The sequence below is a fragment of the Finegoldia sp. P1-F-LS genome (assembly GCF_052932205.1).
Window position 1 is genome coordinate 44,881 of sequence record NZ_JBRFJH010000001.1, and the last position, 25,031, is coordinate 69,911.

Annotated in this window: 26 protein-coding genes; 25 read left to right on the forward strand and 1 reads right to left on the reverse strand. The window is 31.1% G+C overall.

The genetic code is table 11. The features are described 5' to 3' along the window. Positions 1 to 6: 6 nt before the first annotated feature. The 19 genes from ACU68Y_RS00415 (at position 7) to ACU68Y_RS00505 (ending at position 18,197) form a co-directional block, all read left to right on the forward strand. Positions 7 to 561 (forward strand): LemA family protein, encoded by a 555-nt coding sequence (locus tag ACU68Y_RS00415; RefSeq protein ID WP_002838305.1) that lies wholly within the window; start codon positions 7 to 9, stop codon positions 559 to 561. Positions 562 to 573: 12 nt separating this feature from the next. Next, positions 574 to 1,413 (forward strand): TPM domain-containing protein, encoded by an 840-nt coding sequence (locus ACU68Y_RS00420; protein ID WP_304141130.1) that lies wholly within the window; start codon positions 574 to 576, stop codon positions 1,411 to 1,413. 142 nt (positions 1,414 to 1,555) lie between these two features. Then, positions 1,556 to 2,095 (forward strand): helix-turn-helix domain-containing protein, encoded by a 540-nt coding sequence (locus ACU68Y_RS00425; protein ID WP_002838194.1) that lies wholly within the window; start codon positions 1,556 to 1,558, stop codon positions 2,093 to 2,095. 12 nt (positions 2,096 to 2,107) lie between these two features. Next, positions 2,108 to 3,154 (forward strand): spermidine/putrescine ABC transporter ATP-binding protein, encoded by a 1,047-nt coding sequence (potA, locus tag ACU68Y_RS00430; RefSeq protein ID WP_002838108.1) that lies wholly within the window; start codon positions 2,108 to 2,110, stop codon positions 3,152 to 3,154. Continuing rightward, positions 3,144 to 3,953: an ABC transporter permease gene (locus ACU68Y_RS00435; RefSeq protein WP_446765315.1), complete on the forward strand. Its 810-nt coding sequence runs from the start codon at positions 3,144 to 3,146 to the stop codon at positions 3,951 to 3,953. The genes potA and ACU68Y_RS00435 overlap by 11 nt, the downstream gene beginning before the upstream one ends. Position 3,954: 1 nt before the next feature. After that, a complete protein-coding gene (locus tag ACU68Y_RS00440) occupies positions 3,955 to 4,728 on the forward strand; it encodes an ABC transporter permease (protein WP_002838250.1) in 774 nt (257 codons plus the stop codon). A gap of 1 nt (position 4,729) precedes the next feature. Continuing rightward, positions 4,730 to 5,755, forward strand: coding sequence for an ABC transporter substrate-binding protein (locus ACU68Y_RS00445; RefSeq protein WP_446755190.1), 1,026 nt, complete (start codon positions 4,730 to 4,732; stop codon positions 5,753 to 5,755). 103 nt (positions 5,756 to 5,858) lie between these two features. Further along, positions 5,859 to 6,692 (forward strand): undecaprenyl-diphosphate phosphatase, encoded by an 834-nt coding sequence (locus ACU68Y_RS00450; protein WP_446755191.1) that lies wholly within the window; start codon positions 5,859 to 5,861, stop codon positions 6,690 to 6,692. 128 nt (positions 6,693 to 6,820) lie between these two features. Further along, entirely contained in the window at positions 6,821 to 8,995 is a 2,175-nt protein-coding gene (locus ACU68Y_RS00455; protein WP_446755192.1) for an ATP-dependent helicase, read from the forward strand. Next, on the forward strand, positions 8,995 to 10,983 hold the full coding sequence (gene ligA / locus ACU68Y_RS00460) for an NAD-dependent DNA ligase LigA (RefSeq protein WP_446755193.1): 1,989 nt from the start codon (positions 8,995 to 8,997) through the stop codon (positions 10,981 to 10,983). Before ACU68Y_RS00455 ends, ligA begins: the two co-directional genes overlap by 1 nt. Positions 10,984 to 11,033: 50 nt before the next feature. Next, entirely contained in the window at positions 11,034 to 11,315 is a 282-nt protein-coding gene (gene gatC, locus ACU68Y_RS00465; protein WP_002839337.1) for an Asp-tRNA(Asn)/Glu-tRNA(Gln) amidotransferase subunit GatC, read from the forward strand. Next, positions 11,315 to 12,706 carry an Asp-tRNA(Asn)/Glu-tRNA(Gln) amidotransferase subunit GatA gene (gatA, locus tag ACU68Y_RS00470; protein ID WP_446755194.1) on the forward strand — a complete coding sequence of 464 codons (1,392 nt, stop codon included), beginning with the start codon at positions 11,315 to 11,317 and terminating at the stop codon, positions 12,704 to 12,706. Before gatC ends, gatA begins: the two co-directional genes overlap by 1 nt. A gap of 1 nt (position 12,707) precedes the next feature. Next, positions 12,708 to 14,129: an Asp-tRNA(Asn)/Glu-tRNA(Gln) amidotransferase subunit GatB gene (gene gatB, locus ACU68Y_RS00475; protein WP_002838180.1), complete on the forward strand. Its 1,422-nt coding sequence runs from the start codon at positions 12,708 to 12,710 to the stop codon at positions 14,127 to 14,129. Continuing rightward, positions 14,129 to 14,731, forward strand: a complete 603-nt coding sequence (gene rdgB / locus ACU68Y_RS00480) for an RdgB/HAM1 family non-canonical purine NTP pyrophosphatase (protein WP_002838227.1) — start codon at positions 14,129 to 14,131, stop codon at positions 14,729 to 14,731. The genes gatB and rdgB overlap by 1 nt, the downstream gene beginning before the upstream one ends. Next, entirely contained in the window at positions 14,712 to 15,176 is a 465-nt protein-coding gene (locus ACU68Y_RS00485) for a metallophosphoesterase family protein (RefSeq protein ID WP_012290487.1), read from the forward strand. Before rdgB ends, ACU68Y_RS00485 begins: the two co-directional genes overlap by 20 nt. Further along, a complete protein-coding gene (locus ACU68Y_RS00490) occupies positions 15,173 to 15,976 on the forward strand; it encodes a bifunctional 5,10-methylenetetrahydrofolate dehydrogenase/5,10-methenyltetrahydrofolate cyclohydrolase (RefSeq protein WP_002839362.1) in 804 nt (267 codons plus the stop codon). The genes ACU68Y_RS00485 and ACU68Y_RS00490 overlap by 4 nt, the downstream gene beginning before the upstream one ends. A gap of 80 nt (positions 15,977 to 16,056) precedes the next feature. After that, positions 16,057 to 16,650, forward strand: a complete 594-nt coding sequence (locus ACU68Y_RS00495) for an NTP transferase domain-containing protein (protein ID WP_446755195.1) — start codon at positions 16,057 to 16,059, stop codon at positions 16,648 to 16,650. Then, positions 16,628 to 17,440, forward strand: coding sequence for a selenium-dependent molybdenum cofactor biosynthesis protein YqeB (yqeB, locus tag ACU68Y_RS00500; RefSeq protein ID WP_446755196.1), 813 nt, complete (start codon positions 16,628 to 16,630; stop codon positions 17,438 to 17,440). The genes ACU68Y_RS00495 and yqeB overlap by 23 nt, the downstream gene beginning before the upstream one ends. Beyond that, positions 17,430 to 18,197 carry an XdhC family protein gene (locus ACU68Y_RS00505; RefSeq protein WP_446755197.1) on the forward strand — a complete coding sequence of 256 codons (768 nt, stop codon included), beginning with the start codon at positions 17,430 to 17,432 and terminating at the stop codon, positions 18,195 to 18,197. Before yqeB ends, ACU68Y_RS00505 begins: the two co-directional genes overlap by 11 nt. Positions 18,198 to 18,225: 28 nt before the next feature. Here the strand turns inward: ACU68Y_RS00505 and ACU68Y_RS00510 are convergent, their stop codons facing one another. Further along, complete coding sequence (locus tag ACU68Y_RS00510; RefSeq protein WP_002838130.1) at positions 18,226 to 18,645, reverse strand: Fur family transcriptional regulator; 420 nt, start codon at positions 18,643 to 18,645, stop codon at positions 18,226 to 18,228. Positions 18,646 to 18,811: 166 nt separating this feature from the next. On the opposite strand from ACU68Y_RS00510, the gene ACU68Y_RS00515 reads away from it, so the two are divergent. Genes ACU68Y_RS00515 through ACU68Y_RS00540 form a run of 6 tightly spaced genes read left to right on the forward strand, consistent with a single transcriptional unit; the run spans position 18,812 to position 24,803 of the window. Beyond that, positions 18,812 to 20,005, forward strand: coding sequence for a DegT/DnrJ/EryC1/StrS family aminotransferase (locus ACU68Y_RS00515; protein ID WP_002838084.1), 1,194 nt, complete (start codon positions 18,812 to 18,814; stop codon positions 20,003 to 20,005). A gap of 1 nt (position 20,006) precedes the next feature. After that, positions 20,007 to 20,639, forward strand: coding sequence for a sugar transferase (locus ACU68Y_RS00520; RefSeq protein WP_446755198.1), 633 nt, complete (start codon positions 20,007 to 20,009; stop codon positions 20,637 to 20,639). Between the two features lie 46 nt (positions 20,640 to 20,685). Beyond that, positions 20,686 to 21,873, forward strand: coding sequence for a DegT/DnrJ/EryC1/StrS family aminotransferase (locus tag ACU68Y_RS00525; protein WP_446755199.1), 1,188 nt, complete (start codon positions 20,686 to 20,688; stop codon positions 21,871 to 21,873). Further along, the gene (locus tag ACU68Y_RS00530) at positions 21,873 to 22,451 is read left to right on the forward strand and encodes an acyltransferase (protein ID WP_002838142.1); all 579 of its coding nucleotides are present in this window, start codon (positions 21,873 to 21,875) and stop codon (positions 22,449 to 22,451) included. The genes ACU68Y_RS00525 and ACU68Y_RS00530 overlap by 1 nt, the downstream gene beginning before the upstream one ends. After that, positions 22,444 to 23,775: a nucleotide sugar dehydrogenase gene (locus ACU68Y_RS00535; RefSeq protein ID WP_002838407.1), complete on the forward strand. Its 1,332-nt coding sequence runs from the start codon at positions 22,444 to 22,446 to the stop codon at positions 23,773 to 23,775. The genes ACU68Y_RS00530 and ACU68Y_RS00535 overlap by 8 nt, the downstream gene beginning before the upstream one ends. Before the next feature lie 8 nt (positions 23,776 to 23,783). Continuing rightward, a complete protein-coding gene (locus tag ACU68Y_RS00540; protein ID WP_002839309.1) occupies positions 23,784 to 24,803 on the forward strand; it encodes a Gfo/Idh/MocA family protein in 1,020 nt (339 codons plus the stop codon). Positions 24,804 to 25,031 lie beyond the last annotated feature (228 nt).

Below are 25,031 nucleotides of genomic sequence, written 5' to 3' on the forward strand. Positions count from 1 at the left end.
GGAAATATGAAAAAAGCAGGAGTTATTATAGGTATTATTGTAGTATTAGCATTATTGTTAATACCACAATACAATGGATTAGTTCAGTCAAAAGAAAATGTGAATGAGGCTTATGCACAAGTCCAAAACGTTGTTCAAAGGAGAGCGGATTTAATTCCAAACTTGGTTAACACAGCAAAAGGATTTGCAAAACACGAAGAAGATGTGTTCATCAAAGTTTCTGAAGCTAGAAGCGGCGTAAAGAATGCGAAAGACCCACAAGAATTAGCTAAAGCAAATGATGAGTTGACAAGTGCATTAAATGGAATGAATGTTGTTGTAGAAAGATATCCAGAATTAAAATCAGATACACATTTCACACAACTTATGGATGAATTAGCAGGATCTGAAAATAGAATAGCTACAGAAAGAAAGAATTACAATACAGTTGTAAAAACATACAATCAAAAAGTTAAGAGATTCCCAACAGTAATATTTGCTAGATTAATGGGATTCAGTTCTGAAAAATACTTTGAAGCTGATGCTTCAGCACAAAAAGCGCCACAAGTTAATTTTGAATAGGACAAATAAATAATGAGAAAGCAATGTAGATGGATATTCTCATTTGTTTTAGCTTTTTTATTAATTTTTAATGTAAATGCTTTTGCCCAAGATTTACCGAAATCACCGGATACTTTTTATCTTGATGAGATGGGTGTGATTAGCCAGGAAGTTAAAGATAAAATAGTTAAGACGAATGTAGAACTTGAGCAAAAAACAGGCTCACAAGTGCTTGTCGTGACAATAAAAGATTTGAAAGGAAGAGATCCTGTTGATTATGGCGTTGATTTGTTTAATAAATGGAAAATCGGAGATGCCACTAAGAAAAATGGTGTTCTGATTTTATTATCGCAAGATTTAAATGAACCTAAGGGTCGTAATCGTCACATCAATATCATAACAGGTTATGGAATTGAAGGAAGACTTAACGACGGTAAAGTTGGTAGAATTATCGATGAATATATGCTTGATGATTTAAAGAATGGAAATTATTCTAACGCTATACAAGAAGGATTCAATGCGGTTGTCAGTGAAGTCGCTGCTGAATATAACGTAGAATTAAATGGCGATTTTGACAAATATCAGGAAAATTTAAGTAGAAATACACAGCCACCACTTTTTAATACTATATTAAGAATAATAATATTTCTGATTATTTTGTATTTTATTTCTAGGAATAATCGTAGAAATCGTCGATACGGAGGTAGAAGACGAGGTGGTACAATATTCTTCCCGGGTTTTGGTGGAGGATTCGATGACGATGACTTCGGTGGATTCGGCGGAGGATTTGGAGGAGGTTCTTCTGGAGGCTGGGGAGGATTCTCTGGCGGAGGAGGCTCATCCGGAGGTGGAGGAGCTGGAAGAAGCTTTTAATTAGATTTATGAAATACTCTCAATTAATTTTGGGAGTATTTTTTAGTGAAAATTCAGTAAAATATTTTTAACATTTTGTTTAATTTTGTGTGTCTTTATGTTATAATACTTTTGGTTTAATATTTTAAGTAAGGAGATAATAATGGAAATAGGAGATAAAATAAGATCTTTAAGATTAAAACTTGGTTTGACCCAAGAAGAATTGGCAGAAAGATCGGATTTAACAAAAGGTTTTATATCCCAATTAGAAAGAGATTTGACAAGTCCTTCTGTGGATTCACTTAATTACGTGTTGAATGCTTTGGGAACTGACATGGCTACTTTTTTTGCAGATGATCTTTCTGTAAAAGAAATTTTCACAAAAGAAGATTATCAATCTAGCGAAGATGTTAGCATGAAATCTTCTATTACATGGCTTGTTCCAAAATCTCAGGTAAACACTATGGAGCCTGTTCTTATTACACTTAAGAGCAAGGGAGAAACTAAAGAGTACAATCCTTTTGAAGGTGAAGAGTTTGGATATGTTTTGGAAGGAAGTTGTAACATTTATCTTGACAATGAAAAATATAAATTAAAAAAGGGTGATTGTTTTTACACAAAGTGCAATAAAACTAGAATGTTAGAAAATAATGGCACAAAAATCTGCAAGGTGATATGGGTTATGTCACCACCAAATTTTTAGGGGGAATATTTCATGGATAATATCATTGAATTAATCGGTATTAATAAGTCTTTTGAAGATGAACACATTTTAAAAGATTTGAATCTTTACATTAGAAATAAGGAGTTTTTGACATTATTGGGACCATCAGGTTGCGGTAAAACTACAACGTTGAGATTGATTGCTGGATTTGAAACTCCAGATACGGGAAAAATTATGTTTGAAGGAAAAGACATCAGTAATATTGCACCTTATAAGAGAAATGTGAACACGGTTTTTCAAAAATACGCTTTATTTCCTAATATGAATGTATTCGAAAATATCGCTTTTGGTTTGAGAATCAAAAAAATGAATGAAAAATTAATCAGAGAAAAAGTAACAGAAGTTTTGAAGCTTGTGAATTTATCCGGTTTTGAAAAAAGAAAGATAAATAATTTGAGTGGAGGTCAACAACAAAGAATTGCTATAGCAAGAGCGTTGGTCAATGAACCAAGCGTTTTGTTGTTGGATGAACCATTGGGCGCTTTGGATTTGAAGTTGAGAAAAGGAATGCAAAACGAACTCAAAAATATTCAAGAAAGAATCGGCATTACTTTTGTTTATGTAACTCATGATCAAGAAGAAGCTTTGACTATGAGTGATACTATCGTTGTTATGGAAAATGGAATTATTCAACAAATTGGAACTCCAGAAGATATTTACAACGAACCTAAGAATGAGTTTGTAGCTAAATTTATCGGCGAAAGCAACATAATCGATGGGGTGTTTTTAGAAGATTGCATGGTGGAATTTTCTAATCATAAATGGAAGTGCGTTGATAAAGGATTTGCAAAAAATGAAAATGTCCAAGTTGTTATAAGGCCCGAAGATGTGGAGATAGTTGCCCCAGAAAAGGGACAAATCAAAGGTACAGTTATAAGTGACAGATTCAAAGGAATTCACTATGAAATGTTTGTAGATACTGGTGATTTCAAGTATAAGGCTCAATCAACAATTAATAAGCCTCAAGGAAGTATGGTAGGAATTAACATTGATCCAGATAATATTCATATAATGAAGAGGTGTGACGATGAAGCTTAAGAAATTATCCATTCCTTACGCTATTTGGATATTGTTTTTCATTGTATTTCCATTGTTTCTTATTGTTAATTATTCAGTTACAACTGGATTATTGAGAGATTTTTCCAATCCACAATTTTCACTTGAATATTTTTACAGATTTTTTACATCGAAATATGTAAAAGTTCTTTTGAACTCTATTAGATTAGCATTTATAAGTACAGTAATTTGTTTGTTGATTGGATATCCGACAGCTTATTTTATCAGTAAAGTAGACAAAAAATACAAGGCTGTGTTGATGCTTATGATAGTTATTCCGATGTGGATGAACTTTTTATTGAGAACTTATGCATGGATTATTTTAACTGGTAAAAACGGAATAATTAACAGTGTGTTAATTCATTTTGGTTTTTCTCCAATTAAAATGCTTTACACAGAAGGAGCTATTTTAATGGGGATGGTTTACAATTTCCTACCTTTTATGATACTTCCTATTTTCTCGATTTTGGATAAATCAGATTATTCATTAGTAGAAGCAAGTTATGATTTGGGAGCATCTAAGTTACAAACTTTTTTACGAGTTGTATTTCCAATGAGTTTACCAGGGGTAATTACAGGAATTACTATGGTATTTATTCCAGCGATATCTACATTCGAAATATCTGCATTGCTTGGTGGAAACAAATACAATTTGATAGGAAATATAATTGAGCATCAATTCAGAATAGCTGGAAATTGGCATTACGGTAGTGCAATTTCTGTAGTACTTATAATTATGATTTTAATTTCATTAGCTTTTACGAATGAGAAGGGAGAATAAAATGAAAGAATTTTTCAAGAAATTTTATTTAGCATTGGTATTTTTATTCCTTTACGGACCAATTGCTGTTTTGATGGTATTTTCATTTAACGATTCTCGTTTGAAAGGAAGCTGGGTTGGATTTACTTTCAAATGGTACAAGGAATTATTGCACAATGAAGAAATCTTGTCATCATTTAAAACGACTATTTTGATTGCCATACTAGCAACAATAATCGCTACAATTTTGGGAACGATAGCTGCAATAGGAATTTATTATTTAAGAGGATACAAAAAATCTTTGCTTTTAAATATGAATTATCTTCCGGTTTTAAATCCTGATATCGTGACAGCGGTTGGCCTAATGGTAATATTTAACTTGATGAATTTTCCATTTGGATTTTTTACAATGTTGTTGTCACATATAACATTTACAACACCTTATGTAATACTTGCTGTGTTGCCGAAATTAGCACAAATGAATAAATTTTTACCAGAAGCTGCGATGGATATGGGAGCAACTCCTTTTTATACATTAAGAAAAGTTGTATTGCCAGAAATTAAAACAGGAGTTTTTTCGGGAAGTTTGTTGGCATTTACACTTAGCATAGATGATTTTGTAATCAGTTTCTTCACGACAGGTCACGGCGTATCCAATCTTTCAGTTACAGTGTACTCTATGGCGAAAAAAGGTGTTAATCCAGCAATTAATGCTTTAAGCACAATTATGTTTTTGGTAATGGTTATTCTATTGTTGATTCTTCACAAAAGAACAAATCTATTGGAGGAGTTATAATATGAAGAAAATTTTATTATTTTTATTAACTATAATGGTTTTAACGTCTTGCTCCAAGGATGAATCGAATGTCTTGTATGTGTACAATTGGGGAGAGTACATTGAACCAGCTTTACTAGATAAGTTTGAAAAAGAAACGGGAATTAAAGTAATCTATGATACTTTTGAACAAAACGAAGATATGTATATGAAAGTAAAGGAAGGAGGAAGCAATTACGATGTTGTTGTTCCTTCTGACTACATGGCTGAAAAAATGATAAAGCAAGGTATGCTTGAAAAAATTGATTACAGTAAAATTCCAAACTTCAAATACATCGATCAAAGATTTAGAAATTTAGATTATGATCCTAAAAATGAATATACAGTTCCATATATGTGGGGAACTGTTGGAATTCTTTATAATAAAAACAAAGTAAAAGAAAAAGTCGACAGCTGGAATATTTTGTGGGATGAAAAGTACAAGGACAACATCATAATGATGAACTCCACAAGAGATACTCTAGGAGTAGCATTGAAAAGATTAGGATATTCGATGAATTCAAGAAATGAGGCTGAGTTAGAGAAAGCAAAACAGTCATTAATAAAACAAAAAGATTTGGTACTTGCTTATCTTGTAGATGAAACTAAAACTCAAATGGTCAATGAAGAAGCAGATCTCGCAGTAATGTATTCAGGGGATGCAATTGTTTCTAAAGGGGAAAATGAAAATTTGGAATATGTAATTCCAAAAGAAGGATCAAATTTGTGGTTTGATACATTGGCTATTTTGAAAAACGCAAAAAATAAGGAAAACGCCGAAAAATTTATCAATTTTATGACAAATCCTGAAAATGCAAAATTAAATGCAGAATACATTGGTTATTCTCTTCCATCTACTCAAGCAAGAAAACTTTTGGATAAAGAAATCCAAGAAGATAAAACAGCTTATCCTGATTTATCAAAGCATAAAAACATGGAAATATTCAAGGATCCATCAGATTTTGTAGAAAAATACGATGATATATGGGCTGATATAAAAGCAAATTAATTTGAAAAAGTGCAAGAGATTTTCTTTTGTACTTTTTTAGTTTGAGATTGAATAATAGACGAAATTTTCATATAATATGATTAGTTAAGAAATTGGAGGAAATATGTTTATAGAAATATTAAAAGTTATTCTTTTGGGAATTATTGAAGGAGTAACAGAGTGGTTGCCAGTTAGCTCAACTGGTCATATTTTATTACTGGACGAATTTATCAAATTGAACATGTCAGATGCTTTCAAATCTATGTTTACGGTTGTAATTCAATTGGGGGCAATCTTGGCTGTTGTTGTAATTTATTGGAACAAAGTGTGGCCATTTAAAAAAGGTCAAAGTCATTTGATATCAATTAGTAAAAGTAAAATGATAATGTGGGCAAAAATAATTGTAGCGTGTATTCCAGCAGCTATTATAGGAATTAAATTCGATGATTATATTGAAGAACATTTTTATAATTATTTTGTAATTTCATTAGCATTAATAATTTTCGGTATTCTTTTTATTATTATTGAAAACAGAAACAAAGAATCACACAAAAAACTTGTAGATAGTATCGATAAAATTACTTACAAGCAAGCTTTTATCGTAGGACTATTTCAAGTGATAGCAGCAGTATTTCCAGGAACATCACGTTCGGGAGCTACGATTTTGGGAGGTATTGCTATAGGATTATCCAGAACAATTGCAGCTGAATTTACATTTTTCTTGGCAATTCCAACAATGTTTGGTGCAAGCTTACTAAAACTTGTAAAATTTGGATTTAGTTTCACAGCAATGGAAGCATTCGTGTTATTATTAGGAACTGCAGTAAGCTTTGTTGTATCTGTTATTACAATTAAATTCTTAATGAATTACATCAAAAACAATGATTTCAAAGTGTTTGGTTATTACAGAATAGCTCTTGGTGTTTTGGTTCTAATTTATTTCGAACTAATCAGATAGTTGTGATATAATAGAGTCGTGGAGTGATTGTAATTAATCTTAGAAGAACATTAGAAAACATATACGAATATATATTTAAAAAATAAGTTGTAGCGACTTATTTTTTTATTGATACATAAGGAGTTATGATGAATTTAGATAATTTAAATGATAGACAGAGAGAAGCCGTCGAAAATACAGATGGTCCTATGTTGATATTGGCAGGAGCTGGAAGTGGTAAAACAAAAGTGTTGACCACTAAAATAGCATATTGTTTGGAGAAAGGATTGTGTTCAAAATACGAAATTTTGGCAATTACTTTTACAAACAAAGCTGCCAAAGAAATGAAAGAAAGGGTCGAAAATATTCTGCAAGAAAACGTCGATAGTATGTGGATAGGAACTTTCCATGCTATTTGTTCTAGAATTTTGAGAGTAGAAATAGAAAGAATTGGATTCGAAAGAAACTTCACTGTTTACGACAGAGCAGATCAAATATCTCTTGTAAAAGAATGTTTGAAGGATATGGGTGTTGATCCTAAAAATGTAGAAATCAAAAACGAAATCAATACAATTTCTAGATTGAAAAACGCAGGTGCTACGGAAAAAAATATTGACAAAGAAGATTTTGATATAAGTTTAAGCACTTTTACGATGGAATTATTTCAAAAATACGAGCACAAATTAAAAAGGTACAATTCGTTGGACTTTGATGATTTGATCGTCAAAACTAATTTATTGTTCGAGGAAAATCCAGACTTGAGAGAAAAATATTCTGACAGATTTAAGTATGTATTTGTCGATGAATACCAAGACACTAACGATACACAATACAAGCTAATCAAAAATTTGGTTTCAAAAAACGATAATATTTGTTGCGTGGGAGATTCTGACCAATCAATTTATGGTTGGAGAGGAGCAAACATTCAAAACATTCAAAATTTTGAAAAAGATTTTAAGAATGCTAAGGTTATTTTGTTGGAACAAAATTATCGTTCAACACAACCTATTTTGGACTTGGCAAACACTGTGATTAAAAACAATTCACTTAGAAAAGACAAAAATTTGTGGACTGCAAAAAACGAAGGTGATATGCCAATTTATAGGAGAATGTATTCTGATATCGATGAGGCAGACCAAGTTGTTCAATGGATTGAACAAGAAAGATATCGAGAAAATCCATACGAAGAAATGGCAATTTTGTACAGAACCAATGCGCAATCCAGACTTTTCGAAGAAAGATTAAATAGACTTGGTATTCCAAATAGAGTTGTAGGTGGATTGAAATTCTACGATAGAAAAGAAATAAAAGACTGCGTTAGTTATCTTAGAATCGTTGAAAATTTGAACGATAACATGGCATTAAATAGAATTATCAATGAACCGAAAAGAGGGATTGGTAAAACAACAATGGATAAGTTGTTGCAATGTTCGCAAAACAGATCAATTAGCATGATGCAATACATCAAAGATACTGATCTTCCTGATTTTTCAAATGCCACAGCGAAAAAGCTTCAAGAGTTTTATTATTTAATTAAAAGCTTTCCAAAAGATGAAATGAATGTTGCAGAACTTATGGAATATATTTTGGATAAAACAGGATACAGAGCTAATCTAGAAAAATCAAATAATAGAGATGATAAAACGAGGTTGGAAAATATTGATGAATATATTTCATCGCTATACCAATTTGTTCAAGATAATCCAGATAAAAACTTGAGAGAATATTTGGAAACTTCTTCATTAATGACTGATTTGGATAAAACTGACGATAATACAAAAGGTGTATCGATGATGACAATCCACGCTGCAAAAGGCTTGGAGTTTGATGTTGTATTTTTTACAGGACTTGAGGAAGGGACTATTCCATCTAGAGTTGATGAAGATGTAGAAGAAGAAAGAAGATTGTGCTACGTTGCAATCACTAGAGCAAGAAAAAAATTGTACATAACAAGTGTACAATCGAGAAGAAGATTTAATGAATTTCAAACAAAAGCTGAATCGAGGTTTATAGAGGAAATGGAAAATAAATACAAGGACGAATCTCCTAATAAAGAGGTTAGTTTTAGAGAATCGTTCAACACAAAAGTAGTTGATGATTACAGAACAGAAGCATCTGCTTCAATCGCTAAAAAACAAAATACTATTACTAAAAACAACGAAAAATATAGAGCTGGAGACAAAGTTTCACATAAAAAGTTTGGAACTGGTGTAATCGTTGGAATTGTAGAAAAAGAAAATGGAGATGAATTGACAATTAATTTTGACAAGAAAGGGTTGAAGAAACTAAATTCTTCACTAGCACCACTAACAAGGGTTGAATAATGGAAAAACAAGATAGAATGAAATATTTAGTAGACATACTAAATAAATACGCTTACCATTATTACACTTTGGATGATCCATTGATTGCGGATTCAGAGTACGATGTTTTGTATGATGAGCTTGTAAATCTAGAAAAAGAAACTGGAATTGTTCTACCAAATTCTCCTACAAATAGAATAGGTGGAGAAGTTTTATCAGGGTTTGAAAAGCATGAGCATTTGAATACTTTGTACAGTTTAGGAAAAGCGCAAAGCAAAGAAGAAGTTAGAAATTGGGTAGATAAAACCATTGAGTTTGTAGAAAATTACAATGAAAATCACGTAAACAAATTACCGAAAGTTGAATTTTATGTAGAATTTAAGTTTGACGGGTTGACAGTGAACTTAACTTATGATGGCGGATATTTGGTTATGGCTACAACAAGAGGAAACGGTACTATTGGAGAAGTTATTACAAGTCAAGTAAAAACTATTAATTCAATTCCATTGAAAATAAAAGATAAAAGATTAATGGAAATTCAAGGTGAAGGAGTCATGCCACTTTCTTCATTAGAAAAATACAATAAAACTCATGAACCAAAACTAAAAAATGCAAGAAATGCTGCAGCGGGAGCCCTTAGAAACTTAGATCCATCTGTTACTAGAGAGAGAAATTTGGATGCTTATTTCTATAATGTAAATTATTTACAAGATAACGAGCTTGAAACTCAAGAAGAAATGATGAAGTTTTTGGGAGATAATTATTTCAAATTGTATCCATACGAAAAACACGCTACATCATTTGAAGAAATTTCAAAATTTATTGACGAGATTTTTGAATTGAGAAATGAAATTGACGTGTTGACAGATGGTGTGGTAATTAAAGTTAATGATTTTAAAACAAGAGAAAAATTAGGATACACTAATAAATTTCCTAGATGGGCAATAGCTTACAAATTTGAACCTGAAAGATTTACAACAATTGTAAAAGAAGTAGAATGGAATGTTGGAAGAACTGGAAAAGTGACTCCGACAGCTTTGCTGGAGCCTGTAGAAATTGGAAATGTAACTGTAAAAAGAGCTACTCTGAATAATATTGACGATATTGAAAGAAAACAAGTCAGGTTAAATTCAGAAGTTTTCGTTAGAAGATCAAACGATGTAATTCCAGAAATAATGGGAGTTGTAAACCCTGACCAAGAAGATACGGAAGAAATTGAAATTCCGCATTACTGTCCATATTGTCACAGTGAATTATTCAGAGATGGAGTTCATATCTTCTGCCCAAATTCTATGAGTTGTACTCCGCAATTGGTTAAGAGAATGGTTCATTTTGCAAGCAGAAATGCGATGAATATAGATGGATTGAGTGAAAAAACATTGGAAGTTTTGCTAGAAAAACTCAATATAAAATCAATAGAAGAAATCTACGATGTAAAAAAAGAACAGTTGATGCAATTAGATGGTTTTAAAGAAAAGAAGAGCCAAAATCTTATAAATGCAATTGAAAAAAGTAAAAATGTGGATTTAGCTAATTTTATTTTTGCACTTGGAATTCCTGAAATTGGAGAGAAAACAAGCTTTGAATTGGCACAAAAATATAAAAGCTTTGATAATTTGAGAGAAGCGAAGTTTGAAGAATTAATTCAAATTGAAGATATAGGAAATGTTATAGCAGAAGAAATCGTAGAATTTTTCCATGACGAAACTATTTCTAATTCTATCGATTCACTTCTATCAAAAGGAATTAAAATCAAAAATCCTGAAAATATTGAAAAGAAATTGGATAATTTAACTTTTGTGTTGACGGGAAGCTTAGTAAATTATTCTAGAAAAGAACTTACAGATAAGTTATCAAATTTGGGAGCAAAAGTTTCATCATCTGTATCCAAAAACACTGATTACGTTGTATATGGTGAAAAAGCTGGATCCAAACTTACAAAAGCGAAGGATTTAGGTGTAAAATTAATGACAGAAGATGAAATAAATTCGTTCTTGGACAACTTATAAATTTAATTTATTTATGATAAAATTTAATCATGAATTAAAAAGGAGTTAGTATGATTAATCGCGATGAAGTAGTAAAAATCTATGATTTGGCTAACCTTGAGTTAACTGAAAATGTGGATGATTTATATGAAAAATACAATACTGTATTGGATTTTGCAAGTATGATTATGGAATGTGATACTGAAGGAGTAGAATACCTAGAATTCTTGCCACAATATCACAGCATACTTAGAGAAGATACACCAAAAGAATCAATTCCAAGAGATGTTGCGTTGAAGAATGCAAAATCTCGTGAGTATGGTTATTTTAAATTGAAGAAAGTGGTGGAATAATGATAGAAAATCTTAGAAACAAATTTGTAGAAAATCCTGAAAGTTTAAGGGACTACTACAATGATTTGGATAAATTAATAGAATCAAAAAAAGATTTGAATGTGTTCATAACTTACGACAAATCATTCGTCGATGAACAAATTGAAAAACTAATTGAAAAAGCAAAAAACAACGAAAATTTGGGAAAAATGTTCGGCGTTGCAGTTAGTGTTAAGGACAACATCAATGTAAAAGATTTGAAGATGACTTGTGGATCAAAAATGTTAGAGGATTATGTTTCAATTTATGATGCCACTGTAATCAAAAAATTAAAAGAAGAAGACTGCGTTATAGTTGGAAAAGTTAATATGGATGAATTTGCGATGGGATCTTCTTCAGAAACAAGTTATTTTGGCCCTACAAAAAATCCTGTCGACACAAAATTAATCCCTGGTGGTTCTTCATCAGGATCAGCTGCCTGTATCAAAGCTGAAATGGCTGTTGTAAGTTTAGGAACTGACACAGGTGGATCTAGTAGACAACCGGCATCTTGTTGTAATGTTGTTGGTTTTATGCCAACGTATGGTTCAATTTCAAGATTCGGTGTTCAATCAATGGCTAATACATTGGATGAAGTTGGTATATTATCAAATTCTGTTGAAGACATAATGGATACTTACAATGTAATTGCAGGTCACGATGACAATGATATGACCACAATACAATCTGAAGTAAATGTTAAAAAGAAAGATTATGACTTCAAAGGCAAAAAAATTGCCGTTGTTGATTTGAAAAAATATAGCAATGATGAGACAGTTATCAAAGAATACAAAGAAATATTAGAAATTCTAAAAAATATGGGAGCAGATTTAGTTGAAATCGACTTCGAATATTTAAAATACGCAAATGCTTTATACAACGTAATCGTAACGAGTGAAGTATCATCTAATATGTCAAGATTTGATGGAATTAGATATGGATATTTGACAGATGATTATGAAAATACGAGAGATTTGTTCGTTAAAGTTAGAAGTGAAGGATTTGGAGAAGAAGTTAAGAGAAGAATTGCTATGGGAACTTTCTATCTAGCAAGTTCTAACGACCAAAAAGTTTACAAACAAGGTTTAAAAGTTAGAAATCTGCTTTCACAAGAATTCAAAAATATCTTTAACGATTTTGATTTAATCGCCACACCTACAATGACAAGCTTACCTTATGAATTAGACAGCAGAAAAGACGATCCATTGGCTGTGTATGATTCTGGTATTTTTAATGTAATTGTAAACTTGAGTGGATTGTGTGCTATTTCAATTCCTTACAAATCAGGAATATCTACTAGTTTGCAACTAATTGCAAATAGTCACGACGAAGAAAATTTATTGAATGCAGCTTTAGCGTTTGAAAGGAGATAGCATGAACTTAAAAACACTTATAGGATTGGAAATTCACGTAGAACTATCAACTAAAACTAAAATGTTTTGTGGTTGTAAGAATGAGTTTGGACAAATCCCAAATACAAATGTCTGCCCAATTTGTTTAGGTCATCCAGGAGCGCTTCCTCACATGAACAAACAAGCTTTAAGATATGCTATCATGGCTGGACTTGCTTTTGATTGTGACATTGCTAATGAATTTAAGATGGACAGGAAAAAATACTTCTATCCAGATTTAGTTAAAGGATATCAAATTACACAAGAAGATCAACCACTTTGTACAAATGGATATATCGAATTAAAAACCTCAACTAAAAATAAAAAAGTTAGAATTAGAAGAATTCACATAGAAGAAGATACTGGGAAATCAATCCACAACGAAAGTGGAAATACTCTAATGGATTATAACAGGGCGGGAGTTCCACTAATTGAAATAGTTAGTGAACCAGACATGAGCAATCCTGATGAAGCGAGAGAATTCTTAGAAACTTTAAGAGAAAGAATTAAATATTTGGAAATATCAGATGTTAAGATGAGCGAAGGATCATTAAGATGTGATGTTAACATCAATGTTTACGATGAAGATTCTGATTTTAAAACTAAAATTTCTGAAATCAAAAACTTAAACTCATTCAAATCAGTTTCAAAAGCTTTAATTTACGAACAAGAAAGACATATGCAACTAGCTAAGGAAAACAAAATTGGAGAAAAAGAAACTAGAAGATGGGATGAAGATACTCAAACTACAATAGTTATGAGACACAAAGAAGAAGGAAATGATTATAGATTTTCAGTTGAAGGCGATATTCCTAAAACTTATGTAGAACAATCTTATATCGAAGAAATCAAAAAGAATTTACCAGAACTTCCAGAAATGCGTAAAGAAAGATTCATGAACGAATACAAGATTGATGAATACGACGCTGATATTTTAACTAGAAATGGATACTTAGCAGACTACTACGAAAAAGTTGTTGAAATTTCAAATGATCCTGTTCAATCTTCAAATTGGTTATTGGGAGATGTTCTTCGTCAAGTAAACGAAAATGAAATTGAAATTGAAGAAATGAATATGTCTGCTGAAAATTTGGCAAAATTGATTAAACTTTCTTCAGCTAAAAAGATAAATAATCAAACTGCAAAGAAAGTTTTGAGAGAAATGTTCAACGAAAACTTTGATCCAGAAGTTTACGTCAAAGAAAAAGGATTATTACAAGTTGATGACGATAATCTTTTACAACAAATTGTAGATGAAGTGGTAGCTGAAAATCCAGAATCTATCGAAAGTATCAGAAATGGTAAAGATCGTGCAATAGGATTCTTAGTTGGACAATGCATGAAAAAGTCAAAAGGTAAAGGAAATCCACAAAAATTCAACGAATTAATAAAAGAGAAAATCTAATGAAGAAAATATATTTATCTACAGGAAACAAAGGAAAAGTTTCTGAAATAAAAGAAATACTTTCTGATTTAACCTATGATGTGTATTCTAAATCTGAATTGGGTATAAATGAAGATGCAGTGGAAGATGCAGAAACTTTGGAAGAAAATTCGCTTATCAAAGCTAAATTTCTAAAAAAATACACAGATGATATTGTAATGAGTGATGACACTGGGCTTTTCGTAAATTCTTTGGATGGAAGACCTGGAGTATACTCTGCGAGATTTGCAGGAGATGAATGTGACGATAGTAAAAATCGTAAAAAACTTTTATCTGAATTGAAAGATAAAGAAGATAGAAGTGCTTATTTTGAAACTGTGATTACAATCATAGATTCAAATAATGAAATTCATCAAGCAAAAGGCAGAGTAGATGGCAAGATTTTACTTGAAGAATGTGGAGAACATGGTTTCGGATATGATAGTATATTCATGCCAGATGGCTACGATAAAAGTTTTGCACAAATGGAAGATTGTGAGAAAAACAAGATTAGTCACAGAAAAAGAGCTTTGGAAAACGCCAAAATCATCTTGAAAGGTTTAAATGAAAGTAGCAATAATTAGTGATACACATAATAAAATAGCAAAAGTTTATGACTATTTATTTGATAAAGAAATTGACATCATCGTTCACTTAGGAGATGTGTGCGATGATGCAATTTTACTTGAAGATTTATTAAAAAAAGAAGTCATTTATGTAAAAGGAAATAACGATTTTTATGTCGTTGGCGGTGAATATGATAAGGTTATCAGGATTTCCGATAAAAATATTTTCATAACTCATGGGCACAAATACAATGTATCTTCTGGAGTGAAAAGATTAGTTGAAAAAAGTAAATCATTAAATTGTCAAATGTGTTTGTATGGACATACGCACAGGTATTTTAATGAAAAAATTGATGGCGTTTGGGTTATTAATCCAGGCTCTGTAACTTATCCAAGAGATGGACAAGCTGGATTTGTAATATACGATACAAATAATGAAAAAATAGAAAGGATACTTTTATGAACGTATTAGACATTAAAGAACTTAGAGAAGATTTAGGTAAAAGAATTATCGATGGTGTTGAAAAATTAGGCAGAGAAGTTAAAGTTGCAACTGTAAGAGTCGGCGAAAACGCAGGAGATATTTCTTACGAAAAAGCTGTAAAAAACAACTGTGCTAAGTTGAATATTACTTGTGATCAAATAGTTTTAGAAGAAGGAGAAAATGAAAAATTAATCCAAACTATCAAAGAACTAAATGAAACACACGATGGTATATTAATGTTTAGACCATTAAAAGATAAAAACTTGGAAAAAGAAATTCAATATATAATTGCACCAGAAAAAGACATCGATGCAATGGGAATGGTTAACTTAGGAAAAGTTTTGGCAGCAGAAGAAGACGCATATTATCCAGCTACAGCAAGAGCTGTTGTAGAAATCGTAAAATACTATAACTTTGACGTTAAAAATGTGGTAATCGTAAACAGATCATTAGTTTTAGGTAAGCCACTTTTCAATATGCTTATAAAAGAAAACAAGACTGTTACAATGTGCCACTCTAGAACAGAAGATATCAAATCATTTACTAAAAATGCTGATTTGGTTGTAACCGCAGTTGGAAAAGCTAAAATGTTTGATGATTCTTACTTTACTAAGGATTCATATGTAGTAGATGTTGGAGTTAGCTTGGATGAAAATGGCAAATTATCAGGCGATGTTAATCCAGAAGTTGACGTAAAAGTATTGGCAAATAGCGTTGGTAAAATCACAACAAGAGTATTGTTGTTGCAAATGGTTGAAGGCGCTTTGAATAGACAATAATTTTAAATTGCAAGACCTCTTTATCATGATCGATAAAGAGGTTTTTGATTGCAATAAATTAAAAGTGTATAATATATTAGGTGATAATTTTGAAAATAGGTGCAGTAATAATGGCGAGTGGTTTGTCCAAGAGAATGAAATCTGACAAATTAATGCTAAAATATAATGACAAATTTATTTTTGAATATATTATTGATTTGGTGGTAAAATCAAACTTTTACGATAGAATTGTAATAACAAATAATTCTACGATAATAGAATATTGTAAAAATATAGGTATTAAAACGATTAACAATCCAAACAATGAAATCGGACAAAGTGAATCAATCAAATTGGGAGTCAAATATTTTAATGAGATGGATGGTATTTGTTTTCTTGTTTCTGATCAGCCATTTTTAACAGATTTTTCAATAGAAAAACTAATAACTTCATTTGAAAAAGGTAAAATTTCTCAACTAAGGTTTGCAAATAGAATTGGAAATCCTGTTATTTTTTCAAATAAATTTTTCAATGAATTATCATCACTAAAAAACGACGAGAAAGGTTCAATAGTCAAGAATAATAATTTAAATCATGTAAAATATGTAGACGCTTTATATGAAAGAGAACTCATGGATATAGATACAAATGATGATTACGAAAGGATATTAAATGCAGATAATTTGTTTGATTAGAGGCGCAGGTGACATAGCCACAGGTACAATTCAAAAACTTGTTCATGCTGGGTTCAAATGCGTTGTTACAGAAGTTTCAAATCCAAGTAGTATCAGAAGGAAAGTATCACTTTCAGAGGCAATTTACGATAAAAAAGCAACTGTTGAAGATATAGAAGCTGTTTTGTGCGAAAACATAGATGAAATTGATAAATACTTAGAACTTTATAATCCAGTTGTTATAGTGGACCCAAAACTTACGATTTTAAATAAGAAGAGATTTGATGTCGTAGTGGATGCGATATTAGCGAAGAAAAATACTGGATTGAAAAAAGAAATGGCAGATATTACTATAGCTTTGGGCCCTGGTTTTGAAGCTGACGTTGATTGTGATATTGTGATTGAAACAATGAGAGGTCATGATTTGGCAAGAATTATCGAACAAGGATTTGCCAAGAAAAACACAAAAATTCCAGGTGTTATAGAAGGCTTTTCAACTGAAAGAGTAATATACTCTGATTTTGAAGGAAAATTTACTAGTATCAAAAAGATTTCAGATGTTGTTAAAAAAGGAGAAATCATAGCAAAAGTTGGAAAAAATGATATAAGAGCGACTTTAGATGGCGTTATACGAGGTATGATACGAGATAATTTTGATGTTACAAAAGGGCTTAAAATTATCGATATTGATCCACGATATGAAGAAGTGAAGAATTGTTTTACAATTAGTGATAAAGCTAGAGCAATTGGTGGAGCTGTTTTAGAAGCGATAATGATGTTAGAAAACAGGAGAGAAAAGGATGCAAAATGATGTTTTGTTAGAAATGTATAAGTCTTTGGAAGATGGATATAAGTGTATGATGGTGACTTTATTTAAAAATAAAGGCTCAGTTCCAGGAAAACAAGGAAATATTATGGCTGTTCGTGAAGACGGAAAAACTTTTGGAACTGTTGGCGGAGGAGCTATTGAATACCAAGTAATCAAAGATTCTATTGAAAATTTAAAAAAAGATAATGACTTTGAGTTTGATTATGTACTTAATGAAGGCGAGAAGGTTAGTATGAGTTGTGGTGGAAGAGCTAGTGGATTTGGTAAAGTGTTTTTTCCTAAACCTACATTGATTATTTTTGGAGCGGGACATTGTTCTCAAAAACTAGCGAGAATTGCAACTTTAACAAATTTTGAAGTAGTAGTTGTAGATGATAGAGATGAATTTATTTACAATGAAGATTTTTCTAATATAAAGAAATTTATCAATAAAGAAATTGAAGATTCTATTGATGATTTGATATTTACTTCCGATACTTTTGTAATAGCCGCCACAAGAGATCATAAGCACGACGAAGAAGTTGCTTTTAATATTTTGAATAAACCTCATAAATATTTCGGAATGCTTGGTTCAAGAAAAAAAGCGAATACATTAAAACAAAATTTGATAGATAGAAATGTGGACAAGAATTTAGTCGACAGCATAAATGTTCCGGTAGGTCTTGATATTGACGATGGATCCGTGGAAGAGATTGCTATTTCAATAATGTCTCAAATTCTTAAAGTTAAAAACAAGTAATAAAGCATGACTTTTAAGTCATGCTTTTTTACTTGGTTTCATTTTTCTTTTGACAATCTGGACAAATTCCTCTGAATTCAAGGTTGTGAGAATCTATTTTGAATCCTGTTTTATCTTCCAAATCTGTCTCAATTTTTTCTACTGGACAGTGATCTATTGGAATGATTTTGCCGCAAGATTCGCAAATTATGCTGTGTTTATGTTTCTTGCCCTTTAATCTGTAATAAGAAATACCATCAATTTCACAAACGACTTCAACTATTTCTTTGCTTTTTAAAATTTTTAAATTTCTGTAGATTGTAGATAAATTAGAATTTTCTTTTTTCTTAAAAATTTCATACAAATCTTCTGCAGAAATCGGATCTTCTTCTTTTTCTAAAATCGATATTATAAGTTTTCTTGCTTTTGTGATTTTTAAACCATTTTTTAATAAGACTTCGTTTTTCATATTATCACCTATAATTATTATATCATTTTATTATGAAATATTTTAAAAGTGTTTTAAATTAGAAATAAAAAGAATACTACAATTTGTCAACTTTTTCGTCATTTATATCTAAAAATTAGCAAATTAGTGGTATAATATATAGTTAGTGAAATAAGGAGAGTTGTTTATGAACATTTTATTTTCACCACCTGATATTTCTGATAAAGAAATTGAAGAAGTGGTAGACGCATTAAAATCTGGTTGGATTACAACTGGACCAAAAACTAAACTATTAGAAAAAAAATTACAAGAATATACACAATCAAAAAAAACTTGCTGCTTTAATTCAGCAACGGCTGCATTGGAATGTGCGCTTCGAATTTTGGGTGTAAATGGCAAGAAGGATGAATGTATTACTTCGGCTTACACTTATACTGCAAGTTGTTCAGTTATTGATCATTTGGATGCTACGATTAAATTGGTAGACGTTCAAAAAGATTCCTACTTTATGGATTATGATAAATTATATGATTCCATAAATGAAAATACTAAGGCTATTATTCCAGTTGATATCGCAGGAGTTCCAGTTGATTACGATAAAATTTACGAAATTATTGAAGCTAAGAAATCTATATTCAGACCTTCAAACGAAATTCAAGAATCATTGGGAAGAGTAGCTTTGATTTCAGATAGCGCTCATGCGTTAGGTTCAACTTATAAAGGCAAAAAAATTGGATCATTCCAAGATATTGCATCTTTTTCATTCCATGCTGTTAAAAACTTTACTACAGCTGAAGGTGGAATGCTATCGATAAATATTGGCGATGTAGATAAGATTTACAATGATTTACAATTATACTCACTACATGGACAAAACAAAGATGCATTAGCCAAAACAAAATTAGGTGCATGGGAATACGACATTAAAGGTCTTTATTACAAATACAATATGCCGGATATATTAGCAGCAATTGGGCTTGCACAATTAGAAAGATATGATGATTTATTAGCTAGAAGAAAAGAAATAATCAAAATGTATAATGATGGTTTTGATAATACTTCAATTAGTTATTTGAATCATTTTGGAAAAGATTATACAAGTAACGGTCATTTGTATTTAACAAGAGTTGAAGGTATTGATGAACAAACTCGTAACGATATAATTGTCAAGATGGCAGAAAAAGGTATTGCTACGAATGTTCACTACAAACCAATTGCAATGATGACAGGATACAAGAATTTGGGATTTGATATAAAAGATTATCCTAATACTTTTGAACAATACAAAAATGAAATAACATTACCACTTCACACATTGTTATCTGATGATGAAGTAGCATATGTTATCGAAACTTACAAGGATATAGTTAGTGGTAAATAATATGGACAATCGAGTAGATGAAATCCTTAAAAATAGCAAATTTAATCTTTTCATCAAAAGATTATTTGATATTTTGGCATCTTTATTTGGAATATTGGTCATGGCAATCCCAATGATTATCATTTCCATAGCTATCAAACTAGATTCTAGAGGGCCTGTTTTTTTCAAACAAAAAAGGGTTAAGAAAAATAATAAGGACTTTACGATTTTGAAATTTAGAACGATGGTTGTGGATGCACCAAAATTGGGAATGGCAATAACGGTTGGAGACGATCCTAGAATAACTAAAGTAGGAAAGTTTTTGAGAAAAACTAAATTAGATGAGTTTCCACAATTATTCAATGTATTAATCGGTGATATGAGCTTTGTTGGGCCGAGACCTGAAGTGAGAAAATACGTTGACTTATATTCTGATTCGGACAGAGATATTTTGAAAATCAGACCAGGAATAACAGATTTAGCTAGTATAAAATACAGAGATGAATCTGAAATTTTGGACAAATCTGACAATCCTGAAAAGACTTATGTTGAAGAAATTATGCCTAATAAAATCGAATTAAACAAACAATACATTGAAAATATTAATTTAATTAATGATATAAAAATAATTCTTCAAACATTGAAGATTTTATAAATTATTAACTTGTATGAAATAAGAGAAGATTAAATGGGGGATTTTAATGAATATACCATTGTTGAATTTGAAAAGACAATATAAAAACATTGAAGAAGAAGTAAATGCAAGTGTTTTAGAGTGTTTCAAAAATGCACAATATATAATGGGTGAAAATGTTAAACAATTTGAAAAAGAAATTGCAGAAAAGATTGGCGTAAAACATGCGATTACCGTTGGAAATGGAACTGACGCATTGATTATAGCTTTGAAATCTTTAGGAATAAAAGAAGGAGACGAAGTTATAACTACTGACTACACTTTCTTTGCAACAGCTGAAGCAATAAGATTTGTAGGAGCTACACCTGTTTTTTGTGATGTTGAATTAGACACTTACAATATAGATCCTTCTCAAATAGAAGAAAAAATAACAGATAAAACAAAAGCAATAATCTGTGTTCATTTATTTGGAAATGCATGCAAAATGGATCAAATAAATGAAATTGCAAAAAGACATAATTTGTACGTAGTTGAAGATGCGGCACAAGCAATCAATTCACAATATAAGGGAAAAAATGTTGGTAATTTAGCAGATGTAGCATGCTTCTCATTCTTCCCAACAAAGAATTTGGGATGTTTTGGTGATGGTGGAATGATCACAACTAATGATGATGATTTGGCAACTATTATAAGAGCTTTGAAGGTTCATGGCAGTGGCGAAAATGGAATGAAGGCTTACGCTATATTAAATGACGAAGAAGTTGAAGTTGTAGAACAAAATTCAGGTGATAATACTGTTTACAATCCATTGAAATACTACAATTACTTAATTGGTCACAATTCTAGATTAGACGAAATTCAAGCAGCTATTTTGAGAATTAAATTAAAACATTTAGATGAATACACTGAAAATAGAAGAAGTATTTCACACAAATACATTGATGCTTTGAAAAATACTTCTTTGGTGATGCCAACTGAGACTGAAGGCGGAAAGCATGTTTTCCATTTATTCATTTTACAATCTGAAAACAGAGAAGAAATAGAATCAAAATTAAAAGAAAAGGGAATCGCTACGGGAACTTATTACAAGGTTCCAATGCATTTACAAAAAGCTTTTAATGATTTAGGATATAAAAAGGGAGATTTCCCTAATGCGGAATATCTTTCAGAAAGAACTTTTGCAATTCCATTGTTCCCTGAAATGAACGATGAGGAAAGAGAATATATTATTAATTCTATAAAGGAGATAGTATAATGGATTTTTTTGCTCATGAGTCTTGCTATATAGATGAAGAGACAAAGATTGGTAAAGGTACTAAAATTTGGCATTTTAGTCATGTCATGTCAGGATGTACTATTGGAGAAAACTGTAATATTGGTCAAAATGTTGTGATTTCTCCTGATGTTACACTTGGAAATAATTGTAAAGTTCAAAACAATGTCAGTGTTTACACTGGAGTTGTATGTGAAGATGGAGTATTTTTGGGACCTTCATGTGTATTTACAAATGTAATTAACCCAAGAGCTTTTATTGAGAAAAAGGATGAGTATCGAAAAACAACTATAAAAGAAGGCGCTTCTATTGGCGCTAACGCTACAATTGTATGTGGAAACACAATTGGCAAATATGCTATAATTGGAGCAGGAGCAGTTGTTACAAAAGATGTCGGAGATTATGAGGTTGTAGTAGGCAATCCAGCAAGGCATCATGGATTTGCATGTTCATGTGGAGAAAATCTAAAAAGAGTTTCCCTCACAGATTATATATGTGAAAAATGTGACAAGAAATATTTATTAAATGATTATAAATTGAGTGAGGTATCAAATGAATAATTTAAAAGAAGAATTATTGGGAAAAATCGAAGATAAATCTCTAGTTGTAGGGGTTGTAGGATTAGGTTATGTAGGATTGCCATTAGCAGTAGAAAAAGCAAAAGCAGGCTACACTGTTATTGGATTCGATGTACAACCAGAAAAAGTTCAAATGGTTAATGATGGAGTTAATTACATTGGCGATGTTGTAGATTCAGAATTAAAAGCTATTGTTGAATCTGGAAAATTAAGAGCTACTAGTGATTTCAAATCAGTTGCAAGCTGTGATTTCATAGCTATTGCCGTACCAACACCATTGGATATTTACCAACAACCAGACATTTCTTACGTAGAAAAATCAACTACAGATGTTTCTAAGCATTTGAAAAAAGGATCTATTGTTGTATTAGAATCCACTACTTATCCAGGAACTACTGAAGAATTAATGAGACCTATTTTGGAAAATGGTTCAGGATTAAAATGTGAAGAAGATTTTTACTTAGCATTTTCTCCTGAAAGAGTAGATCCAGGTAACAAACAATATAAAACTAAAAACACTCCTAAAGTTGTTGGAGGAATTGGTTCAGAATCTACAGAAGTTGCAGCAGCATTGTACAGAAATGTACTTGAAGGAGAAGTTATGACTGTATCTTCACCAAGAGTTGCTGAAATGGAAAAAATTCTTGAAAACACATACAGAAATGTAAACATAGGATTGGTAAATGAATTTGCCAAATTAGCTAATAAAATGGATATCAATATGTGGGAAGTAGTTGACGCTGCTAAGACAAAACCATACGGATATCAAGCATTCTATCCAGGTCCTGGTGTAGGTGGACACTGTATACCATTAGATCCATTCTATTTGACTTGGAAAGCAAGAGAATATGATGTACACATGCCAATCATAGAAGCAAGTGGTACTGTAAATGATAGCATGCCTGAATGGGTAGTAGATAGATCAATGAAGATTTTGTCTAGAAAATTCAAAAAACCATTGAATGGTTCAAAAGTTTTAATTTTAGGTATTGCTTATAAAAAAGATATCGACGATTTGAGAGATTCTCCTGCATTTGTCGTAATGGATAAATTCAGAGAAGAAGGAGCAATCGTAGATTATTATGATGGATTCAATCCTTCTTATTTCAACCCAGATGGATCTAAGACATACTCATTAAAAGAAATTAATCCAGAAGTAGTTAAGGGTTATGATTTAGTTGTAATAACTGCAGATCACACAAATGTTGATTACCAAATGGTTGTAGACAATGCACCATTTGTATTTGATACAAAATACGCTACAAGAGAAGTAAAAGACAATAGAGATAAAATAGAATTATTATAAGAGGTAATATGCAAAAAATTAAATGTGCAATCATTGGTTGCGGTAGAATTTCTTATAAACACGTAGAAGGAATTGCAAACAACGATTCAGAAATAGAATTAGTTGCAGTATGCGATATTATTGAAGAAAGAGCCATAGAAAAAAGAGATGAATATTTGGAAAGATTTCCTGACAGAGATGTAAAAGTATACACAGATTACAAAAAAATGTTAGAGGAAGTCGACATCGATATGTGTTCTATTTCAACAGAAAGTGGATATCATGGTAAAATAGCTCTTCACTGCTTAGAACAATCAAAACATGTATTGATTGAAAAACCAATGGCTATGAGCTTGGAACAAATTGATCAAATTAATAAATTAGCAGATGAAAAAGGATTAAAAGTTGGTGTGTGTCACCAAAACAGATTTAATCCTCCAATTCAAAAATTGAAAAAGACAATTGATGCTAATAAATTTGGAAAGATGACAAACATCACAGCAAGAGTTTTATGGAACAGAAATCAAAACTACTATAACTTAGCACCATGGAGAGGAACAAAGGCGCTAGACGGTGGTACATTGATGAATCAATGCATACACGCACTAGACTTATTGTTGTGGATGATGGGCGATGAATTAGTAAGCGTAAAAGCTGAGACTGAAACTTTCCTAAGGGATATAGAAATGGAAGATTACGGCGTAATTTTGATGAGATTTAAGAGCGGTAGAATTGGATTATTAGAAGGTAGTGCCGATGTTTATCCTAAAAATCTTGAAGAAACTATTTCTGTGTTTGGTTCAACAGGAACTGCTGTTATCGGTGGATTAGCTGTCAATGAAATCAAAACTTGGGTATTTGAAGACGAATCTGAGACTGGAGAATTAAAAGATGATAAATCAATCGACAATGTGTACGGAAACGGACACACTCCATTATACAAAGATTTTATTCACGCAATAAATACAGATACTCAACCTTTAATTAATGGTCATGAAGGAAGAAAACCAGTTGAAGTATTAATGAAAGCTTACGGTTGGATTGACTAATATAACAAATTTAATATTTTAAAAGCAAACAAGCTCTTGATTTTAATCAAGAGCTTGTTTTAATTTAACGAAAATTTTTAAGCTCTATTATTTAAGTGAGTAATATATATTGTAAATTTATACGAAACTAACATGCTTTTATCAATAATTTTACATATCATATATCAACCATTCAAGTGTTTGTCTAATTTTTTAATATAAATAATGTTTAAAAATTTATAAATAGGG